Origin of the sequence: Kamptonema formosum PCC 6407 (assembly GCF_000332155.1) — a bacterium.
Taxonomy (GTDB): Bacteria; Cyanobacteriota; Cyanobacteriia; order Cyanobacteriales; family Microcoleaceae; genus Kamptonema; species Kamptonema formosum.
In genome coordinates this window covers 869,413-892,595 of record NZ_KB235903.1, presented here as the reverse complement: position 1 = coordinate 892,595, position 23,183 = coordinate 869,413, and the positions used below count along the sequence as shown (strand labels likewise).

Below are 23,183 nucleotides of genomic sequence, written 5' to 3'. Positions count from 1 at the left end.
GCTAAATCATCTTTAGGATCTGGGGTTGAGCCTAAACGTGATGTCTTTAGAAGATGAGGAAATTTATATTTTCTTAATGTTGTTTATTTGGTATCTAAATTTACCATCAATTGTAACATTTTGAATATTTGGTAATTTTGAGTAAAAACTTTATAGTTAAATACATCATCCAATTGAACATGAGTTGGGCGTTACAGCCTCAAAATTATGGAAACAGGGATTTTTGAGAAATATCTAGAAACTTCCAGACAACGGCTGGAGTTAATGATGCAACGGGCTGACAAATTGCCGAAACCGGTTGGGGATTTGTGGCGGCAATCTGAGGAGTTTCCAGCTCAGCAAGAACAACTTTTGCTGGAGAGTTTGGAAGAACTTTCCATTGCTCTAGAAGAGTTGCAGGTGGCTTCGGAGGAACTGCGGCAAGTCAATGAGGAGTTACTTGCTAGTCGGCAGGAAATAGAAATTGAGCGGCGGCGCTATAAGGAGCTATTCGATTTGGCCCCGGAGGGTTATTTGGTGAGTAACTTACAAGGGGCGATCGTGGAAGCAAATTTGGCGGCGGGGGTAATGCTCAAGGTAAAGAGCGATCGCTTGGCGGGCAAACCTTTGAGTCTGTTTGTGGCAGAGTCGGAACGCCGCAACTTCCGCACGCAGCTAAACTTATTGGTGCAAAAAGGTGGGAGTACGAAAAATTGGCTGCTTACTCTTCAACCCCGCAAAGGGGAGCAGTTCCAAGCGGTTGTGACAGTAACACCTATAAAGAATGCAGGGGGGGAGTTAGAGGGGCTGCGGTGGGGACTATTTCGATTGCCAATAGAGTGTTCGGGAGAGCCATCTGAGGCGGTTGTGGAGGAATTAGAGGAAATAAATAGCAAATTTGCTAGTTTTGGGAGCGAAGAGTACTCAGCAGTGGCTTTAGAGATTGCTAGAGAGGAAAAACAGCAGCGACGCGCTCGTTTATTTCGGATTTCCTTTGAAAAAGCTGGAGTTGGGATGGCGCTTTTGGATAGAGGCGGATATGCGATCGAGAGTAATGAAGTGATGCAAGGGATTTTAGGTTACAGCCGACAAGAGTTGCGGCAGATAAGTTTAATGAAGTTGACTCATCCAAGCGATCGTCAATTTGACCGCGAATTTTTTGAAGAATTGATTTCTGGTAAACGCGATTTCTATCGAGTGGAGAAGCGCTTGTTGACTAAAGATCGGAAAATAAAGCAGATAGCCCTGACGATTTTCTTAATCCGAGATGGAAATTTCACACCATTATTAATGGGTGCTGTTATTCACGAAATACCTGAAGATAGGAGGCTTAATTGTAATTCGGAACTTGAGTTTGAATCTAGGGTGAGCAGGTTTTATAATTTGTCCAGAAATAGCTTGTGAATTGTTAACTATTAACTGTGAATTGCTAACTGTTAACTGTTAACTGTTAACTGTTAACTGTTAACTGTGAATTGCTAAAGAAGGTGCGTAAGATCGTTCGGCGATTGAAATCGCTACTACACAAACAAAGTAAGATCGTTCGGCGATTGAAATCGCTACTACACAAACAAAGTCCGCCTACGCGGACTAAAGAATAAAGAGCTTATTTAAGCTGGATTTGGTGCGATCGGCTAAACCTGCTCCTTGTATAGCAGGAGGCAGGAGGCAGGAGGAAAATACAATCAGAGAAAGGATTTAGGCGATCGAGAATGTCCTAACCGTTGATTCTATTCCCCTTCTTCCGCTCTTCCCCTAGCCCCTAGCTAAAGTTGCCGTCCACCAAACAAGCGATCGCGAGTATCTTAAATTTAGACAGAAATGGTTGCTCCTTGAGTATCGAGGGAAAGCGATCGCACTTGTGCGATCGCTCCCTCTTGTTGCCAAGCATCTGCCATTGCTGCTGCTACTGCTGTCGCCACCTCCCTAGTCGCTAAAGCTAAAAGCGTGGGCCCTGCGCCGCTGATGACCATTTCGTAAGCGCCTGCTGCGATCGCCGCTTCCCGGACTGCCGAATATCCTTTAATTAAAGATTGACGGTAAGGCTGATGAATTTTATCTTGCATTGCCGATCGCAACCAGTCTGCATTCCCAGTCGCTAACCCCCGCACTAACAAACCCAGATGGGCAGCATTAAAGATCGCATCGGCTTTGCTATACTCTGTGGGCAAAACCTTGCGAGCTTCAGCGGTAGATAGTTCAAAATCAGGAATAGCAACTATTGGAACAATATCTGAATGCCAAGGGATATCGCAAATTTCCCAATTGCACCCCCCCTGCCCCCCCTTGCTAAGGGGGGGTTCTGAATTTAGCCCCCCCTTACTAAGAGGGGGTTCTGAATTTAGCCCTCCCTTACTAAGAGGGGGTTCTGAATTTAGCTCTCCCTTACTAAGGGGGGGTTCTGAATTTAGCCCTCCCTTACTAAGAGGGGGTTCTGAATTTAGCCCTCCCTTACTAAGGGGAGATTCTGAATTTAGCCCTCCCTTGCTAAGGGGAGATTCTATAACTTCGGCATTTAGCCCCCCCTTACTAAGGGGGGGTTGGGGGGGTTCTCCTTTAGTAGCAGCAAGGCGACACCCGCCGAACAAAGCGGGGACAACATTATCGGGATGGCCTTCGATCGCGATCGCTAACTGCATCACTTCTACGGGAGTCAGAGGTTCCCCAGCTAAATAATTTGCCCCGACTAACCCACCTGCGATCGCCGTTGCCGAACTTCCCAAACCCCTCGCCAGGGGTACTCCCAAACTAATCTCAATTGCCACTGAAGGGGGTGACTGACCGAGATATTCGTATAATTTCACAAAAGCTTGATAAGCAAGATTGCTATCATCAGTTTTGACTTTTGCAGCTTCTGTACCTGTGGCGGTAATTCTGAGCGTTTCCGCTTCTTGTAATAGGGAAAAGTTGAAATGATTGTACAGAGTCAAAGCGGCCCCGATGCAGTCAAAACCAGGCCCTAAATTGGCAGTAGTAGCGGGAACAGTAACAGTGACAGTGGAAATAATAGACATTTTTTGAATATTCAATTAATCAACTAACTAGCATTGCATATAATTGGTTTCAGAAGGAAGAAGGAAGATAAAAGCGATGCCTAGCGATCGCGCAACGGGTAAGGACACGGCAATGCTGTTTCTCTAGAAACTTCCGTAAATTTTGTTACCCAAAAAGTTGAGCGATCCGGCAAGTAAAACCAGGTAGCAAAGGCGAAGTAAGTTCATCCTCAGCAAACAGAGTAGCAATTAACCTTAAACTTGCTTGTTCCCGTCGATAAACTTCTATTTGTTGTAACTGCCAATTCACAATCCAATATTCTTGTACTCCTCGCGTTGAATAGAGTCTGAGTTTCAACTCTCGATCGCGTCTTTCATTATCCGCACCAGGTGACAATACCTCTACAATTAACTCAGGTGCAGCAGTTAAATGTCCAGCTTCATCTAGCAAGATAGCTAAACGTTGATTACTCGCCCAAACTACATCAGGGATTACGTTATCGGCATCAGTAAAAATAATACCAGGATTGATTGCAGTTTGCCCTAAACCAGTAGAATGTGACCAAATATCAATGACAGAGAAAACTCTACCACAAACTTGTTGATGACCCCAATGTGGTGCTCTTGTCATAAATAACTCCCCATCAATAATTTCATAGCGATTGCCGTTATCTGGCAAGAGTTCCAGATCGGCGCTAGTCCAACGTACTCGATCTGATATAGATTGACTCATATAGATATTCCTTCTCGATCGTGTTAATATTCTAGCCTCAATTAGTCCTTGTCAAGCGGACGAAAGTTTGTGTGCCCGCGTTGCTGCGCGATTTCAATCGCCTAGATATTGTTAGCTACATTAACTAAGCGATTGAAATTGTTACTTCAAGATTGTTTTAGAAACAATCCGAGTTTTCTTCTTCTCACTTTCCGATAATTCCTCTCCAGACTGCAAGCGAGTAGCAGAAGTTTGCAATACTGTGGCTGCACTTTTATCGCCCATTTGTAAAGCTGTTTTAGCCGCAGTTTGTAGCATCGTAGCTGCACCAGCGCGATCGCCTTGCTGCAATTTTGTTTCAGCTATTTGAGTTTGTCGATATTTGGCTAAGGCAAAAATATGTTGCTGTACCTGTTGGTTGGGTGCTGGCTGATAAGCTCTCATAATATTAGCTTCAACTGCTATGGGATCGGATAGTAAAGCTTCACCAATGGCTGGGTCATCATAGCGGACTTGCAAGTGCGCGATCGCTTGCCTACCTTCTGGCAATTGTCCAATATAAAGATTAGCCAAGACTACTCGCTCTACATCCTTCATTAAATCTCCCAATCGTACTATCAAGCGATCGCCTTCTTTCTGGACTGGTAACTCGATCGTATCCGGGGCAACTTGAGCAATCGGTTTTAGTTCCGCTAACCGCACCTTTGGCAATAGAGAAAATAGTAAATAAGCATTAGTAAGCCCTACAGATTGAAGGCGGGTAAACAGGCGGCTAAATTCGTCTATTGCTTGTTCGGGACGCTGAATATAAGCAAGAGTACCGCCCGCTGCATCGGCAATTTTTTCTAAAATATCTTGATTCCAGTCATCGCCAAACCCTAGCGAATTCAGCGTCATATTGTAGTCAGCAGCTAGTTTTGCTAATTTCAAACAGCGATTGTTGTCGCCGTGTTCGTTTTCACCATCAGTCAATAAAAAAGCTTGGGAAACCGTTTCTGATTTGCCCTTACCCATTTCCTCAATTCCCAGTTTTAATCCCTCATCAATTGCTGTGCCACCGGAGGATCTTAACTTGTCAATTTGCTTTTTAATACTACCGGGGTCGTCAATAAATTGGTTGGGGACAATAACTTTAGCTTTGTGATCGAAAGCGATCACCGATAAGCGATCGCCTGGTTTCAATCTATCCACCAGTCGGCCAGCCGCCTGTTTGACAGTATCGAGGGGTCTGCCACCCATAGAACCGCTGTGGTCAAGGATCAGGCACAGATTTAAGGGTACGCTGCGATCGATCGCAGCGGCGGAGGCAGAAATCGAAATGGATAGCTGACGCTGCGTCGAGGGCACTGCTGCATCGAGGTTGGCATCATTGAGAGCGGACTGTAAACTAACTTTCATAAAGACCTCCAAAACGGAAACCCATCGCCTAAAGGCTAAGATTACGCTACTATTTCTTTAAGGATAGCTCCACCAGCTCTACCGACAACTCCGTATCAACTCACCCATTAAAGCTATGCAATCGTCTTACTATGGGGATGCGAACTACCGCACGCCCCCGCCGGATTTAGAATCGCTGTTGTTGAAGGAACGGATTGTCTATCTGGGGATGCCCCTGTTTTCCTCAGATGAGATTAAACGGAATGTCGGCATAGATGTCACTGAGCTAATTATTGCTCAACTGCTCTATTTGCAATTTGACGACCCCGAAAAGCCGATCTATTTTTACATCAACTCCAGTGGTACTTCTTGGGGAGATGAGGGCTATGCAATTGGCTTGGAAACTGAAGCCTTTGCTATCTGCGATACTATGAGTTACATCAAGCCTCCTGTTCATACAATTTGTATTGGTCAGGCGATGGGAACGGCAGCTATGATTCTGTCAGCAGGTACCAAAGGATTCCGGGCAAGCTTGCCTCACGCTACTATAGTTTTGAACCAATCTAAAACTGGTGGCAGAGGTCAAGCTACTGACATCCAAATCATGGCTCAAGAAGTCTTGTTAAACAAGAGAACTGTTGTGGAAATCTTCGCTAAAAATACTGGTCAAACTGTAGAGAAGATAGCCAAAGACATGGATCGAATGTTTTATCTGACACCGGCTGAGGCCAAAGAATACGGTCTGCTAGACCGCGTTTTAGAAAGTAGCAAAGACTTGCCTAAACCTTTGGCTGCTCTCAAGTAAATTTTGTTCACCCTCATAAAACGAGTAGAGTCCTATGCCTATTGGTGTCCCTAGTGTCCCATACCGTCTCCCCGGTAGTACCTATGAGCGGTGGATTGATATTTACACTCGTCTCAGTCAGGAACGAATTATCTTTCTGGGTCAAGAAGTAACGGATGGTTTGGCTAATCGAATTGTTGCGTATTTGCTATACCTAGATTCTGATGATTCTACTAAGCCGATCTTTATCTATATCAATTCACCGGGGGGTTCTGTTACTGCTGGCATGGCTATTTTTGATACCATGCAGTACATTAAATCTGAAGTGGTTACTATGTGCGTTGGTCAAGCAGCTTCAATGGGAGCTTTCCTATTAGCAGCAGGGACTAAGGGTAAGCGGTTGGCTTTGCCTCACGCACGGATTATGATCCACCAGCCTCTTGGCGGTACGCGCGGCCAAGCAACAGACATTCAAATTGAAGCTAAGGAAATTTTGAGAGTGCGACAACAACTCAATGAAATGTTAGCTAAGCGGACGGGTCAAACTTTGGAAAAAATTCAGAAGGATACCGATCGCGATTATTTCATGTCTGCTGCGGAAGCGAAAGAATATGGTCTCATTGACCAGGTAATTGAGGAAAGGGTATAATCAGTTGTGGCGGGGAAAGTACCCCGCCCGCCTAGATTGGGGCTAAATTATAGTTGAGAATAAACAGGGATTATAGTAAGAGAAAAAAAAATGAACGACCAAATTAATAAACCCCTAGAAATATGGCTCAATGAAGATTTACTACTTCCTGAAGTCCGCGAAGTTCCCCTGCTAATGCACCTCAGCCCGCCGGAGACTAATCCAGAGTTACAGTTTTGGAATTTACTCAGGGATAAATTGCCGGAGTTAGTCAAGATTCACCGCTTTACAAACTTGGCAGATGCAGGGAAAATTGTGGTAATTCCACATTTTATTGCAAACTATTATCGTCTGAAAAAGGAAGATAAATTAGATAAATTCAGGCGTAAAGTATCAGCATCAAAACGGACTCTCGTCACTTTTTCAAACTGTTCGGAGTATAAGCCTTATCAAGGAGAAATATTTTTTGCATCGTCAACTTACAGAGATAAAAAAGAAAAATTAATACCCACACCCCAATGGATTTTTGACCTAGGAGAGAAGGCAAATATCCCAAAGCCATCAATTCCTACTGTCAGTTTTGTAGGAAATATTGAATATCCATCTCGACTAAATTCGCTTATATTACGTTATGTTAAATTTTCGGATTCTATGGTTAACTCGATGGCAGGGAGCATTTTTGTTAATCGGAATTTGAAGTTGACACAGCGAATGTTGATTGCACAATTAGTCAGAAAAAAAATAATTAATGAAGTGCGAAAAGCGAAAAATCTACAAACTTTTGTGATTGAAAGAAAAGGAGAATTTTATAGTCTACCACTAGAAGAAAAAAAGCGCCAAAGAGCCGAGTATATCGAAAGTATCGAGAATAATGCTTATATATTGACGATGAGGGGAGACGATAATGGGTGTTACCGACTCTGGGAGGTGATGTCAGCAGGGAGAATTCCCGTCTTGATTGATACCAATAGATTATTACCGGAGTTGAGCGGAATGAAATGGGAAGATTTTTGTGTGATAGTTCCTTTTTCGGAAGTGCATCGGATTGGAGAGTATATCCAAGCTTTTCACGATCGACTTTCGGAGGAAGAGTTTGCTGAGGTATGCCGCAAATCTCGCGCTGCTTTTGAACAGCTATTACCTCACAATTTTATTTTTAGGATTTTAGAAATCATTGCTAACAGCACCAACTAATGATATATTTTTATATGGTTTTGCCGTCTTAAAATAGATGGATATTGCAGATTATTATCGGCAGTTAGGGTTAAGATTAGGTGCGAGTTTGTCGCAAGTTAAGTCGTCTTATCGGCGGCTGGCGAGAGAGTATCATCCCGATGTAAATCCTGGGGATGAAGCAGCTAAGAATAAGTTTATTGCCTTGACGGAGGCTTATAAGTTTCTCTTGGATGTTGCGCCGCCTGATGTTCAGGAGGGGAAACAGTCTGTTTCGACATCCGCATCGGCGACAGTGCGGCCTCAACCACAGGCAGTTAAAGTAACTCGCAAAGAACGACCTATTGAATATAATGGGGCGCTGTCGGAAGCTGACCAAAAGTTGAAGCGGGATTCTTATTTACAGTTACAGCAGTTGCTTAAATATCAGAGGTTCCCGCGCGCGATCGCACTGGTGGAAGGTTTGGCCCAGCGCATTCCTGATGATTTGGAGGTGCGGCAATGGCAGGCGATCGCTTATCAGCGCTGGGGAAGGCACTTGATCGGCGAACACCAGGTTGATAAAGCGAGAAGTTATCTGAAAAAAGCTCTGCGGACTGACCCTCACAACCGTGCTCTCTGGGCGGAAGTTGAGCGGGATTTTCGCCGTTTGGAACGGATTTATTAACTTCTGGCGTTTTTCATTACCAGGAGGTACGCATTTTACTATTGCGGAATTGCATCCGCAGCAATCTCAGGGAGCGATCGCGACGATCGTAATTCTTTAGTGTCATCTCAATCAGTCTGCGATCGTCGCGTCGATCTTGAGCGATATTCAGGAGGAGCGACGCTTTACTCATCAAGCGATCGAGGCATTGCTACCCCTAAAATAGAGTAGCTAAATCCTCCTCCCATCCTCCCTATCCTCCCCCACTCCTCACACTAACATCACAATCCAGAACGGTTTGTTTACCAAAACTTTAAATAAGGGGTATAACCCCACATTACCAGAGTGGTATATTATGTTAGTTAGATGCACCCTGATGGCAGGGAGAGTCGCTAAGGTGGCTCTCTCTTTTTTTTTGGAGGTTTCAAACCAGTAGGAAGTTCAAGAGCTGGGGAGAGAGATTGCTTTGTGGCTCTCCCTAACCTGTAGCGGCATCAGTAAAAGGCATAAGTCTTTTCCATCTTGCCATTCTAGATAACAAAAGCTTTCTCCCTTCTACTTATTATTTTCTTGCCGTAAATAGTGCAGTACAACCAACAACTTGAACTGAATAACTCGAAAAATTCGATGCTAATGCCTCTTTTAAATCTTCAACGTTATCCTGCCAATTAGTGAAAACACCAGTGTTGTTGTAAATGTGCATTACTATTCTACCTAAATAATTGTGCTTCACTCCAGAGCCGAGAACAGTCGAACCAAATAAAACCGCACCATCTTTCATCAAAGGTTTAAGGTACTCAAAGGCTACTGTTTTCGTCGCCAGAGTTCCAGGGAGACAGTGCAATAGGTAGTTAATGCCTATCGAATCAAACTGATTCGGTTCCAGGGGTAATGGTTCCAGCACAGATGCTTGATAGCAAGAGGGATTGTAGCGTTTAATCCGCTTTGATGTAAACTCTAAACTATTAGCATTTAGATCTAACAAACTAATTTTTGGCTGCTCAGAAGGAAAGCGACATTTATCCAAATAATATCCCGATCCAACTCCGACATCTAAGTGGCAAGCAGAAATATTTTTGTTGTAGAAATTGAGTAGCCTAGAATAAGAGCATTTCCACAAAAAACGAGCAGAAATTCCCACGATCTTGTCATATTCAGACAAAATATCTTCCGTGTAAACGGCTTGTCCTTTGATTACTCGCTCTTGGTTGATGGGAAAAGAAGTTGCATCCATGATTTTTCCTTGGTTGTTAGTTGTTAGACGATCTAAAATCCTTTACAATCGCCCTTTTTATTCTTTTTCTCTTTTCTTTTAGGACGAAAGTCTCTGTCACTTTAAATCAAGGTATGTAGTTACACTTTAGCGCTCTGTCGCATACATAAAGAGCACTTTAACGCAACTGCATACCTATTTATTTATGAGAATTAACGCCAGATGATGTTAAGGAGCGACTAAAAGGAGAGACTTGGTGATGTAGCAAGCTATTAGGTGCTAACTCGCGGCAAATAGTTTGTAAAACCTGTTCGCGATCGCTCTCTAAAAATAAGTGAGAACCGGCAACAGATTCAAGGTGGAAGCGGCTCAAAGTTTGTATACTCCATGCTGCCATATCTTCTTGGCTCACAAAGCGATCTTTGCTTCCCGCAAAAGCCGAAATCGGACAATCAAGCGGTGCATTATCTTTGTAAGTATAGCTCTCAAGAGCAAGAAAATCTGCCTTCATAGTCGGTAACAGCGCCTCCATCAGTTCAGTGTTTTGCAGCACTTTAGATGATGTTCCTAAACTGCGGAGAAACCTAGTCAAATTCAGAGGAGAAGTCAAATCGAGAGCTGGGAAAGGATTAGGTAATTGGGGAGCAATAGTTGCCCCAATAAACAAGTGAATTGGCAACAAGCCAAACCGATTGCGAAGGGACTTTGCTACCTCAAAAGCTAGCAGCCCACCCATGCTATGTCCGTAGAATGCAAAGGGCCGATCGAGCATTGGTTTCAGCACATCTGCCAAAACTTCAACTAACTCTGTAAATTCAGTAAAAGGCGCTTCGCTGATGCGGTTTTCGCGGCCAGGAAGCTGTATTGGACAGACTTCTATTTCTGGTGGTAACTGTGACTCCCAACTGCGGTAGGTTGAAGCGCCACCACCAGCGTATGGAAAGCAAAATAAGCGGATTTTTGCAGAAGTAGAAAACTCAGATTTATTAATCCAACTCAAATTAGTATCTTGAGGAACTGTCAAAGCTGCAATCTCAAGTGTTGGCAATAATTCTTCTATTGCTGGCGTTAGTTGAGAACTCATTTTTAGGGCTAGCTGAGTGATAGAAGGCCCTGCTATTAGTTCTTTCACTAGCAAGCTGATTTCCAAATCTTTCTCAATCTGATTTTTGAGTTCGACGACCATTAAAGAATCAAATCCTAACTCCCTTAAAGACGCTTCGAGGCAGACTTCAGATCGTTTTACTCCCAATCCCCGGACTACTTGCTGACAAAGATAAGACTCTAATAAAGAAGGGCGATCGCTATTTTTGGCAGTTAATATTCTATCACGCCAAGTTACTTTTTGGGAATTTAATCCCGCCGTAGATAGCGCCAGATCTGCTTCTTCAAAGATGGAATGCACTGGTGCAAGTGAGGTCTGCTGTTCGCTGACTATTACTCTTGCTGCTGGCTCAATCCAATATCTTTGGCGCTGGAATGGGTAAGTAGGAAGTAGCACTCGGCGACGGGAATAGTCTTGGTCAAATGCCGCCCAATCCACATCGGCTCCATGAACGTATAATGCTTTTAAACTCGCAAGTAATTGCTGCCAGTTGGAGCGTTCTTTGTGAAGTGAAGACAACCAAACTGCTGTTGTTTCTGGGAGGCATCTGCGCCCCATCTGGATTAATGGAGAGTGAGCTCCAATTTCAAGGAAGATATCAATTTGTAGAGCTGAAAGTGTATTGATTCCGCTTTCAAAATTGACAGGTTGCAGAATTTGATTGCACCAATATTCAGCGCATCCCATATCAGTGACTTGGGCGCTTTCTCCTGTTACTGTTGAAATCAGCTCAATTTGTGGTTCTGCATAGGTGATTTGAGCTGCAATTTGGCTAAAATCATTTAGAATCGGTGCCATTAAAGGCGAGTGGAAGGCGTGGGAGACTGTGAGCTTATGCGTCCACAGTTTTTGAGGTTGCAGGTCTGAAAGTACCGCAGAAATAGCTTCAGAAGTTCCAGAAATAACTGTTTCTTCTGGGCTGTTGATAGCTGAAATTACCACATTTGGCTGGTAGGGTGCGATGGCGGCTTTTACTAACTCTGCATTCGCTAAAATCGCAACCATCTCGCCATTTGGAGGTAGTGCTTGCATCAGCCGACCGCGTTCTGCCACTAACTTTATGGCATCTTCTAAGCTGAAAACTCCGGCTATACAGGCGGCTACGTATTCGCCTAAACTGTGACCAATAACTGCATCTGGCTTGATACCCCAAGATAGCCATAATTGAGCTAAAGCATACTCGAAAGCAAACAAAGCTGGCTGGGTATAAGCTGTTTCATTGAGAGGAGAATATACGCCTTTTTTTGGGTAAAGAACATCTAGCAGTGGCACTTCTAAATAGGGTTTTAGCAATCGATCGCAGCGATCGAGAGTTTGGCGGAATGTAGGTTGAGTATCGTAAAGTTCGCGCCCCATACCGATGTATTGGGAACCTTGACCGGTAAATAGGAAGGCAATTTTAGGCGGGTTAGTATTAGAGCATTTGGTAATAACTTCGCTAAAGTCTTCACCTGCGGAAAAATCTGCTAATTGTTCGCGTAAATCTTGTGCGGAATCAGCTACAATTCCGATGCGGTAATTATGGTGCGAACGTCCTGCATTGGCAGTGAAACAAATATCTGCTAAGGGCTGATTTGGTGATATTTCTAGGTGAGTTTCGTATTTAGCCACCAATTCATTTAAAGCTTTTTCAGTTTTTGCTGAGAGGCATAATAAATGCAATGGTCGTTCGGTTTCTGATGGTATGGAGGCTACTTCTGGGGGTTCTTCTAAGATAACATGAGCATTAGTGCCACCAATGCCAAAAGCACTGACTCCGGCGCGGCGAGGAATGCCATTTTCAGTTGTCCAAGGTTGCTGTTTTGTGTTGACGTAGAAGGGACTATTGGCAAAATCTATTTGGGGATTTGGTTCTTCAAAGTTGATAGTGGGAACTAACAATTTGTGTTTCAGCATTAACGCAGTTTTAATGAAGCTGGTAACTCCGGCTGCTACATCAGTATGTCCAATATTTGGCTTCACTGAACCAATGGCGCAGAAGCCTTTCTTTTCGGTATAGTGTGAGAAAGCTTTAGTTAATCCTGTAACTTCAATCGGGTCGCCTTGGAGAGTTCCTGTGCCATGAGCTTCTACATAAGTAATAGTTTCAGCATCTACTCCTGAATTGATAATTGCTTCGGCAATTGCCTCTGCCTGACCTTGAGAACTGGGTGCTGTATAGCCGATTTTAAAACCACCATCATTATTAATTGCTGAACCTTTAACTACTGCATGAATACAATCTCCATCAGCAATAGCATTAGCGAGTAGCTTGAGAATGACAACACCGACACCGCCACTAAAAACTGTTCCTTTAGATTTGGCATCAAAAGCTCGGCAATGTCCGTCGGGAGAGTGCATCATTCCCTCTTCATACAAATAGCCTGCATTTTGGGGAAGATAGATGGAAACTCCACCGACTAAAGCGATATCGCATTCACCCATTAATAAACTTTGACGAGCTAAGTGAATAGCTACTAATGAACTCGAACAAGCTGTTTGAACGTTGAGACTTGGGCCTTTTAAGTTGAATTTGTAAGAAACTCTTGTTGGTAAGAAGTCTCTCTCATTGGCAATCAAAGCTTGGACATTTCTTGATGAGAGAATCGAACTGCGAAAATCAAGGTTGGGATAAACATTTCTTAACAGGTATGTACTCAGAGATTGACTGGCATAAACGCCAATTGAACCTGAATAATTTTTAGGATTATAGCCAGAAGTTTCCAGAGCTTCCCAAGCAGACTCCATGAACAACCGGTTTTGAGGATCTAGCATTTCTGCTTCTTTCGGACTATAGCCAAAGAAGGAAGCATCAAACAAATCAACATCATCTAGTACAGGAGCTACTTTCACATAATTCGGATCGCTGGCAGTCGCAGCATCAACACCAGCAGCTTCCAATTCTGCTTCTGAGAAAAAGGAAATAGATTCTACCCCATCTTGTAGATTCTGCCAAAATTCATCAATATTTTTTGCTCCAGGGAAGCGACCCGACATCCCAATAACGGCAATATCTAGTTCATTACCGACACCCACGTTTTCAACTGCTTCCATTCTAATGGACTCCTGATTAATTGTTATATTGTTGACAAATTGATATGGATTTAGACTAGATTTCGTGACTTTCTAGACAGAATTTGCTGCTGTCTCTGAATGAGTTCTCGACGTTTATCAGTTGGACTTTTGCTCTGACGCAACTGATTAAGGGAGATTTGTTTTTCTGGACTGTCTAAATGTTTTGCGATCGAGCTAATGGTGGGGTACTGAAACATTTCGCTCATGGAAATATCTCGCTGTAAAAATTCCTGTAACTTCCCAGTCACCTGAGCTACAAGTAAGGAGTTTCCACCTAGATCGAAGAAGCTATCGTGGATATCGAGATCATCTATATTTAACACTTGTTTCCAAATAGAAGCAATTGTTTTTTCTACTTCTGTTTTGGCAGTGGTAGCGGTTTTTTTTCGCTGCGATTTAGGACTTTCACATTCAAGATTAAGAGGGTGTTTTACGGCTTCAGTTACCTCTGTGTATTGTTGAATAAAGCTTTTACTTCCATCCAACCCAATTAAGAGGTTTGCTCGATCATTATATAACCCTGTTAGGAAAGAATGCAAGCCTTCTTTTGCTGACATGGATTTGTAACCTCTCGCGTGGAGTGCATCTTTTCCCCGATAGCCTTGACTCATGCCTACCTCATTCCATGTACTCCAATTAAAGCAATAGCTCTCTATTGAACACTGGTATTTTTGGTAATGAGCAAAGCAGTCTAGGAAATGGTTAGCTGCACTATAAGCACCCACCATCGCCCCTCCAAAAAAGCTACTCACCGAAGAGAAACTAATGAAAAGAGGGTTGGGATGCTTAAGTATGAGTTGATGTAGAACCCAAGTACCAAAAACTTTCGGATGCAGCGTTTTTGCAAAACTATCTTTGGTTTCCTTAACCAGTAAACCTTCTTGATAAATTCCTGCTGAGTGAATCACTCCTTGTAATTTGCATTGCCAAAGAGACTGAGCTTGGTTAACAACCTGTTGCAACTGAGTAAAATCACAAATATCAACAGCTTCGTAGATAATCTCTCCCCCAAGTTTCTCTAATGCTAGGTAAGCCCCGATCTTTTGAGCAACAACATCTGCCTGTTTGATCCGAGTCTCCCATGTACTTCTAGGAGGCAATTGAGTTCTACCGACTAATAACAACCTAGCTTGATAAGTTTCGAGCAAATACTTGGCAATCTCAACACCAATTCCTCCTAATCCTCCAGTCAGCAAATACATTCCGCCAGCTTGGAAGGGAAGTTTTTGCTTTTCAGCTATGGTCAAGTAAACTTTTTCTAAGCGGGGAATTAAACGCTGTCCGTTGCGATATGCCACTTCTGAGTCGTTGCTATCTGTCTGAATCTCCGTGAGAATATAAGGCGCATTCACTGCAACTGAATCTATATCTATAGGGAGATCGATATGCCGGCATTTCAAACCAACGATTTCCTGGGCAATTGTTTTGACCAGTCCTAAAATTGGAGCTTTCTCCGATGCAATTTTGTCATCGGGTGAAGTTGGCTGTGAATAGCTAGAAATTACCTGTAATTGTACTGAATGGTTCGCAGCTTTAAGCTTGGTCAGTGATTGGGTGAGGAAAAGTAAACTATAAACCCCAAGGTCGAGGGATTCTTCTAGTGCTTCTAAGTTGGCAATCTCTCCTAAATATGCTTGATATGTCCACAAATGCAGAATCCGAACAATTGCTATCTTATCTTCTAAGAGTGATGCTAGTAGTTGCAGATAGTGTTCGGCGTGTTTGGGGTTGATTTTATAGTGATTGGTATCAATCTTGGTGAATTCATCGCCAATTGCAACCTTAATACAGGGACTATTACGATTTTCTAGTTCTACATTCAAGTAAGTTCCTAATCCTATCGAATCAAGGAATATTAGGGTTGCGCCTGTTATTGACTGAGTTGTTGCGGGAATCGCTACTTTTGGTCGCCAAATCGGGCGATAAAACCAGTCTGGTAATGTGTTACCGTTGCTGGTAGCAATATCCAAATGTTTGAGAATACTATCAAAGTCGCCAGCTATGAAACGCTGGCTCAATTGCGATCGCTGAATCTTCCCAATTTCGGTTTTAGGAATCGTTTGTTTCTCAATTGGAATCAGATAATTTGGATTCAGCCCAACTTTTTTAACAATACTAGCTCGAATATCCTTGAGTAGTAACGCCAAGCGGTTCGGTTCGGAAATATGTGTATGAAAAAAGATTGCTAAATTATCGCTGTTGCTATCAGGAGTTCGGACGGCACAGGCGGCAGTATAGGAGACTTCTACTCCCTCAACTTCTTCAACTACTGCTTCAATTTCATGGCTGTAGTAGTTGAGACCATTGACGATAATCGTGTCCTTGGCGCGACCTGTAATAGTTAGATTATCACCTTTGAGAAAGCCTAAATCTCCCGTATTAAACCATCCGTCCTCGGTAAAAACTTCTTGATTTAGTTCGGGATTCTGATAGTAACCAGATGTGACTGAAACTCCTTTAACTTGTAAGCGTCCAATCGTTTCTTGCTCAAATACTTGGTTATTACTATCAACAATACGAATCGAAATACCAGGAATGGGAGATCCTACTCCTACAAAGGCATCATGCTCCGCTGTTGAGTCTAATGAAAAGTTGTTTGAGAAAGTAATTGCTGAAGAAGTTTCTGACATTCCCCACGCCGGACGCATCGCATTAGCTGGCAGTCCTTGGGGGCAAAGCAACTCTAAAAAACGTCTTGCTGTTTTAGCAACAATTGCCTCACCTGCATTTAAAATAAACCGCATTGAGGATAGATTCCAATGTTGCGATTTAATCTTGTGAGCCTGTTTATTAATCAACGCATAGGCAAAATTTGGAGCCCAAGTAATTGTTGCTTTAAAACTATCGATCAAATCTAGCCAAAGGAGCGGGTTTTGCAAGATAGCTTCTTTGACAACGTGGATTTGTTTGCAACCCAAGTAAACATCTCGAATGTGAAACATGACTAGACCACCAACGTGGTCGAGAGGCATCCAATTCAGTGAGATATCTTTATTGTTAAAGTTATTTATCTGGGAGGTACTAGCAGAGTGGCTGAGTAAAGCGCGATGGCTTTGCATTACCCCTTTGGGTACTCCCGTGCTTCCAGAAGTGAGCAGCAATAGAGCTAAATCATCGGGATTACTATTTTCAGCGCGTTTGTCAGGAGTACCGGTTTGCAACTCTTCAATAGTTTCAATTTGAATACTATCAACTCCCCAAGACTTTGACAGAGCAAGAATTGAGGGAGCTAGTTTTTCGTTAGTTAGAATTGTCGGCTGCTCTAACATCTGCCAAGCATGGTGCAGCTTTGTAACAGATCCATTAGATTCGGAGTAGATGGGAGCGATCGCGATCGGTACGGGAACGAACCCCCCTAAAACGCATCCCCAAAAAGCAGCAATAAAGTCTTGATTGCGATCGAACTGGAAAATTACCTTATCTTGCGGCTTTAGTCCGAGTTTTCTCAATCCGCCAACGATTCGCTGGGCTTCCTCTAGTAAGTCTGGATATAACTGAACGCTCTCTTTACCATTGGACTTAATATAGACAATGCCTTGATGGGGAGAATGAATTGCCGCCTGTTGCAGAGCTTGGGAAAGGTTCGTAGGAGCACTAGGGGCTAGCGTCAGAGGTTCTCCGTGACTGACGGAAAGTTGTTTGCGAAGCGGTTTTTCTTCAGATGGTGAGGATAAGCATTGAGAATTTTTGCTCGTTGCCTTAGATATTGTGACACAAGACATTACAAAAGGTGACAGAGTTAACAATCTCTCTGTGATATAGGTCACAAACGACACTATATGAGCTTCAAAGCAAAGTCAAGCTATTTGGCAGCTACTTTATAGAATCTTTATAAATTCAGTGTATTTACGTAAGTAGATAGATAGGGGTTAAAACCCCTGGGGGGTTTGTGCTAATGGTGGAAGATATAACAATTTTCGGCGTTGCTTAATCAAGGTACGAAAAGGAACCATACAAAAACCCAGAATATTTGTGGACAATAGTTTTGAGGATTTGCATATTTAGCCGTTTATACCGTAAATCAGCAACGCCAAAATTTCTACCCCATTCCTACTTGCCCGAAAAATTAGATATACTGAATCGACAACTTGCTTCTCTCGGTACAGGAGATTCCAATATGTTCGACCTTCCCGGTTATCAAATCACCCAGTCAGTCCAAGTGGGAATAAAGAACGCCATCTACCGAGGAATCAGAGAAAAAGACCGCACCCAAATCATCATTAAAACCCTAACAGCCGAGTTCCCTACTATAGAAGATATTACTCGCCTCAGACACGAATATAAAATAACTCAAAATTTAAACTTACAAGGCGTTGTTAACACCTACAGTCTAGAAAATGCAGGTAACAGCTACGCCCTGATCATGGAAGACTTGGGCGGAACTTCTCTCAAGCAACTTTTAGCAGCAAAAAAACCTACTATTAAAGAATTTCTTAGCATCGCTTTACAACTTGCAATTGGTCTTACTGAGCTCCATCAACACAGCATCATTCACAAAGACATTAAACCAAGTAATATCATCATTAACGCCACTACCAAGCAACTTAAACTCATCGATTTTAGCATCGCCACTCGCCTTAGCCGAGAAACCCCAACTATCAATAACCCCAACGAACTTGAAGGCACTCTTGCCTATATGTCTCCCGAACAAACTGGGAGAATGAACCGCACTCTCGACTACCGCACCGATTTCTATTCCCTCGGCATCACCTGCTATGAAATGCTAACGGGTCAAGTTCCTTTTACCAGCCTTGACCCATTGGAATTAGTGTATTGCCACATCGCCAAAAATCCGACTCCCATTCAACAACTAAACCCCGAAATTCCTAGCGCTATTAGTGCTATTGTGATGAAATTAATAGCAAAGAATGCGGAAGACCGCTATCAAAGTACCCAAGGACTGAAAGTAGACTTAGAAGAATGCTTAAACCAACTGCAAGCTACTGGACGGATTCGTAACTTGACTCCAGGTAAAAAAGATAAATCAGGACAATTTCTGATTCCTCAAAAACTCTACGGTAGGGAATCAGAAGTTACAGCATTACTAGAAGCATTTGAACGAATTAGTAATCCCCCAACCGGGCTAAGCCAAGTTGAAATAATGCTAGTTTCTGGTTACTCTGGCATTGGCAAAACCAGCGTCGTTCAGGAAGTCCACAAACCCATAGTCCGACAACGGGGCTACTTTACTACCGGGAAATTTGACCAATTCAAGCGTAACATTCCCTATGCAGCGATTATTCAAGCTTTCTCAGAACTCATCCGCCAGCAGTTAACAGAAACTACTGAACAAATAGCCATTTGGAAAGCAGAATTGTTAGAAGCATTAGGGGTTAACGCTCAAGTCATCATCGATGTAATTCCCGAAGTGGAATTGATTATTGGTAATCAGCCAGAAGTCCCGGAACTTGAACCTACCGCCTCTCAAAACCGCTTCAATTTAGTCTTTAAAAAATTCATCAGTGTCTTTACAAAAAAAACGCACCCCCTTGTTCTATTCCTTGATGATTTGCAGTGGGCAGATTTAGCTTCTTTGAAGTTGATTCAACTACTGATGACTGACGATGATAGCAATTATTTATTACTAATTGGAGCCTATCGAGATAACGAAGTCAGTCCTACTCATGCCTTGATATCAACCCTGGAGGAAATACAAAAAACAGGGGCAATAGTTAATAATATTGTACTCCAACCTTTAACACTTAATATAGTTAATTTAATCCTCGCTGACACTCTAAAAGATTCTGAACGCTCCCAAGAACTCAGCCGCCTCATTTTCAATAAGACTCAGGGAAATCCATTCTTTATGAATCAATTGCTGCAAACTTTGTATGCAGAAAGACTGTTGCAATTTGACTTTAATCGGGGGCGTTGGCTGTGGAACCTAGAGGAAATACAAGCAATCGGTATTACCGATTACAACGTTGTCCAGTTAGTAGCAAGAAACTTGCAAAAGCTGCCAGAAGCTACTCAAGAAGCGTTAAAATTAGCTGCTTGTATCGGCAACTCTTTTTATTTAGATGTCTTGGCAATAGTCAGCGAAAAATCTCAGTTTGGCATAGCAGATAATCTCTGGGAAGCGTTGCAATTAGGTTTATTGTTACCTTTAAGTAATGACTATAAAATACCGTTACAGCTCGATCCATCTGAGCAAGATACAACACCCCTTGAAGAGTTTAGAGTTGGCTATAAATTTCTCCATGACCGAGTACAGCAAGCAGCCTATTCCCTAATTCCTGAAGAACAAAAAAAAGCTACGCATTTAAAAATAGGTCAATTGCTGTTGCAACAGACGGCAAATTATGCCTTAGAAGAAACAATTTTTGACGTAGTTAATCAGCTTAATATTGGTAGGGAATTTATCACCGAATCCTCGGAAAAAGAGGAACTAGCTAATCTGAATTTGAGAGCTGGTAAGAAGGCGAAAATCTCTACAGCAATTGATGCGGCTGTTAAATATTTAACAGTAGGGTTGGAATTGTTGCCAGAAAATAGCTGGTATAGTCACTATGAATTGACCCTTAAACTTTATGTGGAAGCGGCGGAAGCAGAATATTTAAATACTAATTTTGAGCGAGCAGAAAATTTGGTAAAAATTGTTTTGGAGCAAGCTAAGAATTTACTGGACAAGGTGAAAGTGTATGAGCTAGAAATTCAGTTTGCTATTGCACAAAATCAGATGCTAAAAGCAATTGAAACAGGAACAAAAGTCGTGGAATTGTTGGGAGTAAAATTATCTCCTCTCCCTGGCAATAATAGCACTGCAAAATTCAATTTGCCTCAGCTTGAAGATTTAGAAAATTTCCCTATAATGACCGATCCCTATAAGCTAGCCGCTATGCAAATTTTGATGAATATTAGTGCTGCTGCTGTGATTGCTAATCCCCAAGCTTTTGTGCAGATAGTTTTCACTATGCTTGCTCTTTGTATTGAGGAAGGTCATTCGGCTGTAGCTGCGATTGCCTATGTTGATTATGGCATGATTTTATCGGGAGTAATGGGCGAATTGGATGCTGGATATTATGCTGGTCAACTATCTTTAAGATTATTGGAGCAATTCAATGCTAGAGAACTAAAAAGTAAAGTTTATGCTCCTTTTAACGGTTTGATTCGACACTGGAAAGAACATACGGTGGAAACTTTAGCACCGTTAATAGAAGGATTTCATAGTGGACTAGAGACCGGAGATATGGAATATGCTGGTATTTGTGCTCTTCACTACTCAGTTTACATACTTTGGGTTGGTAAGCCATTAGAATTAGTGGCAAATGAGCAACTGGCATATATTGGTTCAATGAAAAAATTAAAGCAAGAATTCGTAACCAAATATATCCAAAGTTTTCATCAACTCACCTTAAATCTACAAGGGCTAGCGCCAAATAAAATTGTGTTGATTGGTGAAAGTTTTGACGAGACAGCCATGCTGCCATTTTTGCAAGCAACAAAAAATAGTGGAACTCTTTTTGTTGTATATATTAATAAAACAATTCTCTGCTATTTATTCAAAGATTTTTCTCAAGCTATTGACAATGCTTTGCTAGTGCTAGAACAAATTGCGAGTGGGATAGGCTTGATGACTCTTGCCGTTTATAACTTTTATTATTCCCTATCTCTCCTCGCTCACTATTCCAAGGTCGAACCTACTAAAAAAGAACAATATCTACTCCAAGTAGAAGAAAACCAGAAAAAAATGCAGCACTGGGCCCACCACGCCCCCGCCAACTACCAGCATAAATACGAACTCGTTGAAGCAGAAAGAGCGCGAATTTCTGGCGATATCCTCAAAGCTCAGGACTATTACGACCGAGCAATTATTGGAGCTAAAAACAATGGCTACATCCAAGAAGAAGCCTTAGCGAACGAACTCGCCGCCGAATTTTATCTCGCTCTCGGCAGAGAAAAGATAGCCAAAACCTACATGACAGAAGCCTACTACGCCTACATCCGCTGGGGAGCAACAGCTAAAGTCAAAGACTTAGACGAACGCTACCCTCAGCTAATTTTCCGCACGTCAAACCCAGAGTTATCGGACATAGAAGCAACTAGAGTAACTACCTCAACGCGGTCAACCAATTCCAGTTCGAGAGGTTCAGCAGTATTAGACTTCGCTAGTGTTATGAAAGCTGCACAAGCACTCTCCGGCGAATTTGCCTTAGAAGGTTTGCTCAGCAAACTAATGACAATTTTAATAGAAAACGCCGGAGCTCAAAAAGGCTATTTAATCTTGCAAGAAAACAATCAACTGACAATAGAAGTCAGCGCTCTCAGCCCAGAATTAATAACAGTGGAGCAAATCCCTTTAGCTAAGGAATTACTACCTATTTCAGTAGTTAACTATGTGCTCAGGAGCAAACAAAACCTAGTATTAAATAGTACTGCTAATGACTCAAGATTTGCTGCCGATTCTTACATTCAACAGCAGCATCCTCAATCAGTATTGTGTTCGCCTATTCTCAATCAAGGCAAACTAATTGGGCTTATTTATCTAGAAAACAACATTACAATCGGAGCTTTTACAAAAGAGCGTACAGAAGTCTTAAATATTCTCTGCCTTCAAGCAGCTATTTCCTTAGAAAATGCCTTTTTGTATAGTAACTTAGAGCAAAGCAACCAGCAGTTAGAAGCCGCCAATCAGCAACTAGCAGAATATTCTCATAACCTAGAAACTAAAGTAGAAGAAAGAACTGCGGAACTCAAAGCAGCTCAAAAACAGATTATCGCCAAAGAAAAACTCGCCTCTTTAGGATCTCTGACCGCTGGTGTTGCTCACGAACTCAGAAATCCACTCAATTTTGTCAATAACTTTGCCGAATCTAGCGTACAATTAACTGAGGAATTGATAGAAGAAATAGAAAAAAATTCAGAAAAGCTAGAACCAGAAACTCTTGACAATATCAAATATATTCTGGAAGAACTCAAAGGCAATGCGAGTGACATCAACCTGCATGGGAAAAGAGCTGAAAATATCATTAGAAGTATGATGATGCACGCTCGTACAGAAAGCGGTCAATACCAACTCATAGACTTGAACCAACTTCTCGCTCAAGCAGTTGATTTAGCTTACCATAGCAGGCGGGCAAAAGATAATAGGTTTAATTTAATGATAGAAACCAATTATGATACCACTATCGGTCAATTACAATTAATAGCTTCCGATCTCAGCCGCGCCTTCATCAATTTGATTGACAACGCTTGCTACGCGGTGCATACTAAGAAGCAAGAACTTGGCGATTCTTTTAACCCTACCATCTCTGTGAAGACGCGAAATCGCGGCGAAACTGTAGAAATCAGTATTGCTGATAACGGTAGCGGGATCGAATCAGAACTTCAAGATAAAATCTTTAATCCTTTCTTTACAACCAAATCGGCTGGAGAAGGTACAGGTTTAGGGCTATCGCTCACACACGATATAATTGTAGGACAACACCGAGGCAGCATCCAACTAGAAACTGAACTAGGAAGGGGGACAAAATTTATCATTTGCTTACCGAAACAGTTGAGCAATGAAAGATAAGCGGT

General features: G+C 42.4%; 13 protein-coding genes. 6 read left to right on the top strand and 7 right to left on the bottom strand.

The window, feature by feature from the left end:
- Positions 1-207: 207 nt before the first annotated feature.
- The gene (locus tag OSCIL6407_RS0108920; protein WP_007358023.1) at positions 208-1,383 is read left to right on the top strand and encodes a PAS domain-containing protein; all 1,176 of its coding nucleotides are present in this window, start codon (positions 208-210) and stop codon (positions 1,381-1,383) included.
- Between the two features lie 407 nt (positions 1,384-1,790).
- On the opposite strand, the gene thrB is transcribed toward OSCIL6407_RS0108920, so the two are convergent.
- The 3 genes from thrB to OSCIL6407_RS0108905 form a co-directional block, all read right to left on the bottom strand.
- Positions 1,791-2,993: a homoserine kinase gene (gene thrB, locus OSCIL6407_RS0108915; protein WP_019487133.1), complete on the bottom strand. Its 1,203-nt coding sequence runs from the start codon at positions 2,991-2,993 to the stop codon at positions 1,791-1,793.
- 145 nt (positions 2,994-3,138) lie between these two features.
- A complete protein-coding gene (locus OSCIL6407_RS0108910) occupies positions 3,139-3,705 on the bottom strand; it encodes a Uma2 family endonuclease (protein WP_007358022.1) in 567 nt (188 codons plus the stop codon).
- 141 nt (positions 3,706-3,846) lie between these two features.
- Positions 3,847-5,082, bottom strand: a complete 1,236-nt coding sequence (locus OSCIL6407_RS0108905) for a vWA domain-containing protein (RefSeq protein ID WP_007358021.1) — start codon at positions 5,080-5,082, stop codon at positions 3,847-3,849.
- Between the two features lie 115 nt (positions 5,083-5,197).
- On the opposite strand from OSCIL6407_RS0108905, the gene OSCIL6407_RS0108900 reads away from it, so the two are divergent.
- From OSCIL6407_RS0108900 to OSCIL6407_RS0108885, 4 genes are all read left to right on the top strand, one after another.
- Positions 5,198-5,866 carry an ATP-dependent Clp protease proteolytic subunit gene (locus OSCIL6407_RS0108900; protein WP_007358020.1) on the top strand — a complete coding sequence of 223 codons (669 nt, stop codon included), beginning with the start codon at positions 5,198-5,200 and terminating at the stop codon, positions 5,864-5,866.
- A 34-nt stretch (positions 5,867-5,900) separates the two neighbouring features.
- Positions 5,901-6,494: an ATP-dependent Clp protease proteolytic subunit gene (locus OSCIL6407_RS0108895; RefSeq protein WP_007358019.1), complete on the top strand. Its 594-nt coding sequence runs from the start codon at positions 5,901-5,903 to the stop codon at positions 6,492-6,494.
- A gap of 90 nt (positions 6,495-6,584) precedes the next feature.
- A complete protein-coding gene (locus OSCIL6407_RS0108890; RefSeq protein WP_007358018.1) occupies positions 6,585-7,667 on the top strand; it encodes a hypothetical protein in 1,083 nt (360 codons plus the stop codon).
- Between the two features lie 37 nt (positions 7,668-7,704).
- Positions 7,705-8,313, top strand: a complete 609-nt coding sequence (locus OSCIL6407_RS0108885) for a J domain-containing protein (protein ID WP_007358017.1) — start codon at positions 7,705-7,707, stop codon at positions 8,311-8,313.
- 16 nt (positions 8,314-8,329) lie between these two features.
- Here the strand turns inward: OSCIL6407_RS0108885 and OSCIL6407_RS36995 are convergent, their stop codons facing one another.
- The 4 genes from OSCIL6407_RS36995 to OSCIL6407_RS30460 all read right to left on the bottom strand — a co-directional run bounded on the left by OSCIL6407_RS36995 (position 8,330) and on the right by OSCIL6407_RS30460 (position 17,386).
- A complete protein-coding gene (locus tag OSCIL6407_RS36995; protein WP_155523387.1) occupies positions 8,330-8,485 on the bottom strand; it encodes a hypothetical protein in 156 nt (51 codons plus the stop codon).
- 369 nt (positions 8,486-8,854) lie between these two features.
- Positions 8,855-9,526: a class I SAM-dependent methyltransferase gene (locus OSCIL6407_RS0108880; RefSeq protein WP_007358015.1), complete on the bottom strand. Its 672-nt coding sequence runs from the start codon at positions 9,524-9,526 to the stop codon at positions 8,855-8,857.
- Between the two features lie 178 nt (positions 9,527-9,704).
- Positions 9,705-13,643, bottom strand: coding sequence for a type I polyketide synthase (locus tag OSCIL6407_RS0108875; protein WP_007358014.1), 3,939 nt, complete (start codon positions 13,641-13,643; stop codon positions 9,705-9,707).
- A gap of 50 nt (positions 13,644-13,693) precedes the next feature.
- Positions 13,694-17,386, bottom strand: a complete 3,693-nt coding sequence (locus OSCIL6407_RS30460; RefSeq protein ID WP_007358013.1) for an SDR family NAD(P)-dependent oxidoreductase — start codon at positions 17,384-17,386, stop codon at positions 13,694-13,696.
- Positions 17,387-17,649: 263 nt separating this feature from the next.
- Between OSCIL6407_RS30460 and OSCIL6407_RS0108865 the strand changes: the two genes are divergently transcribed.
- Positions 17,650-23,178 (top strand): trifunctional serine/threonine-protein kinase/ATP-binding protein/sensor histidine kinase, encoded by a 5,529-nt coding sequence (locus OSCIL6407_RS0108865; RefSeq protein ID WP_420705295.1) that lies wholly within the window; start codon positions 17,650-17,652, stop codon positions 23,176-23,178.
- Positions 23,179-23,183: the final 5 nt, after the last annotated feature.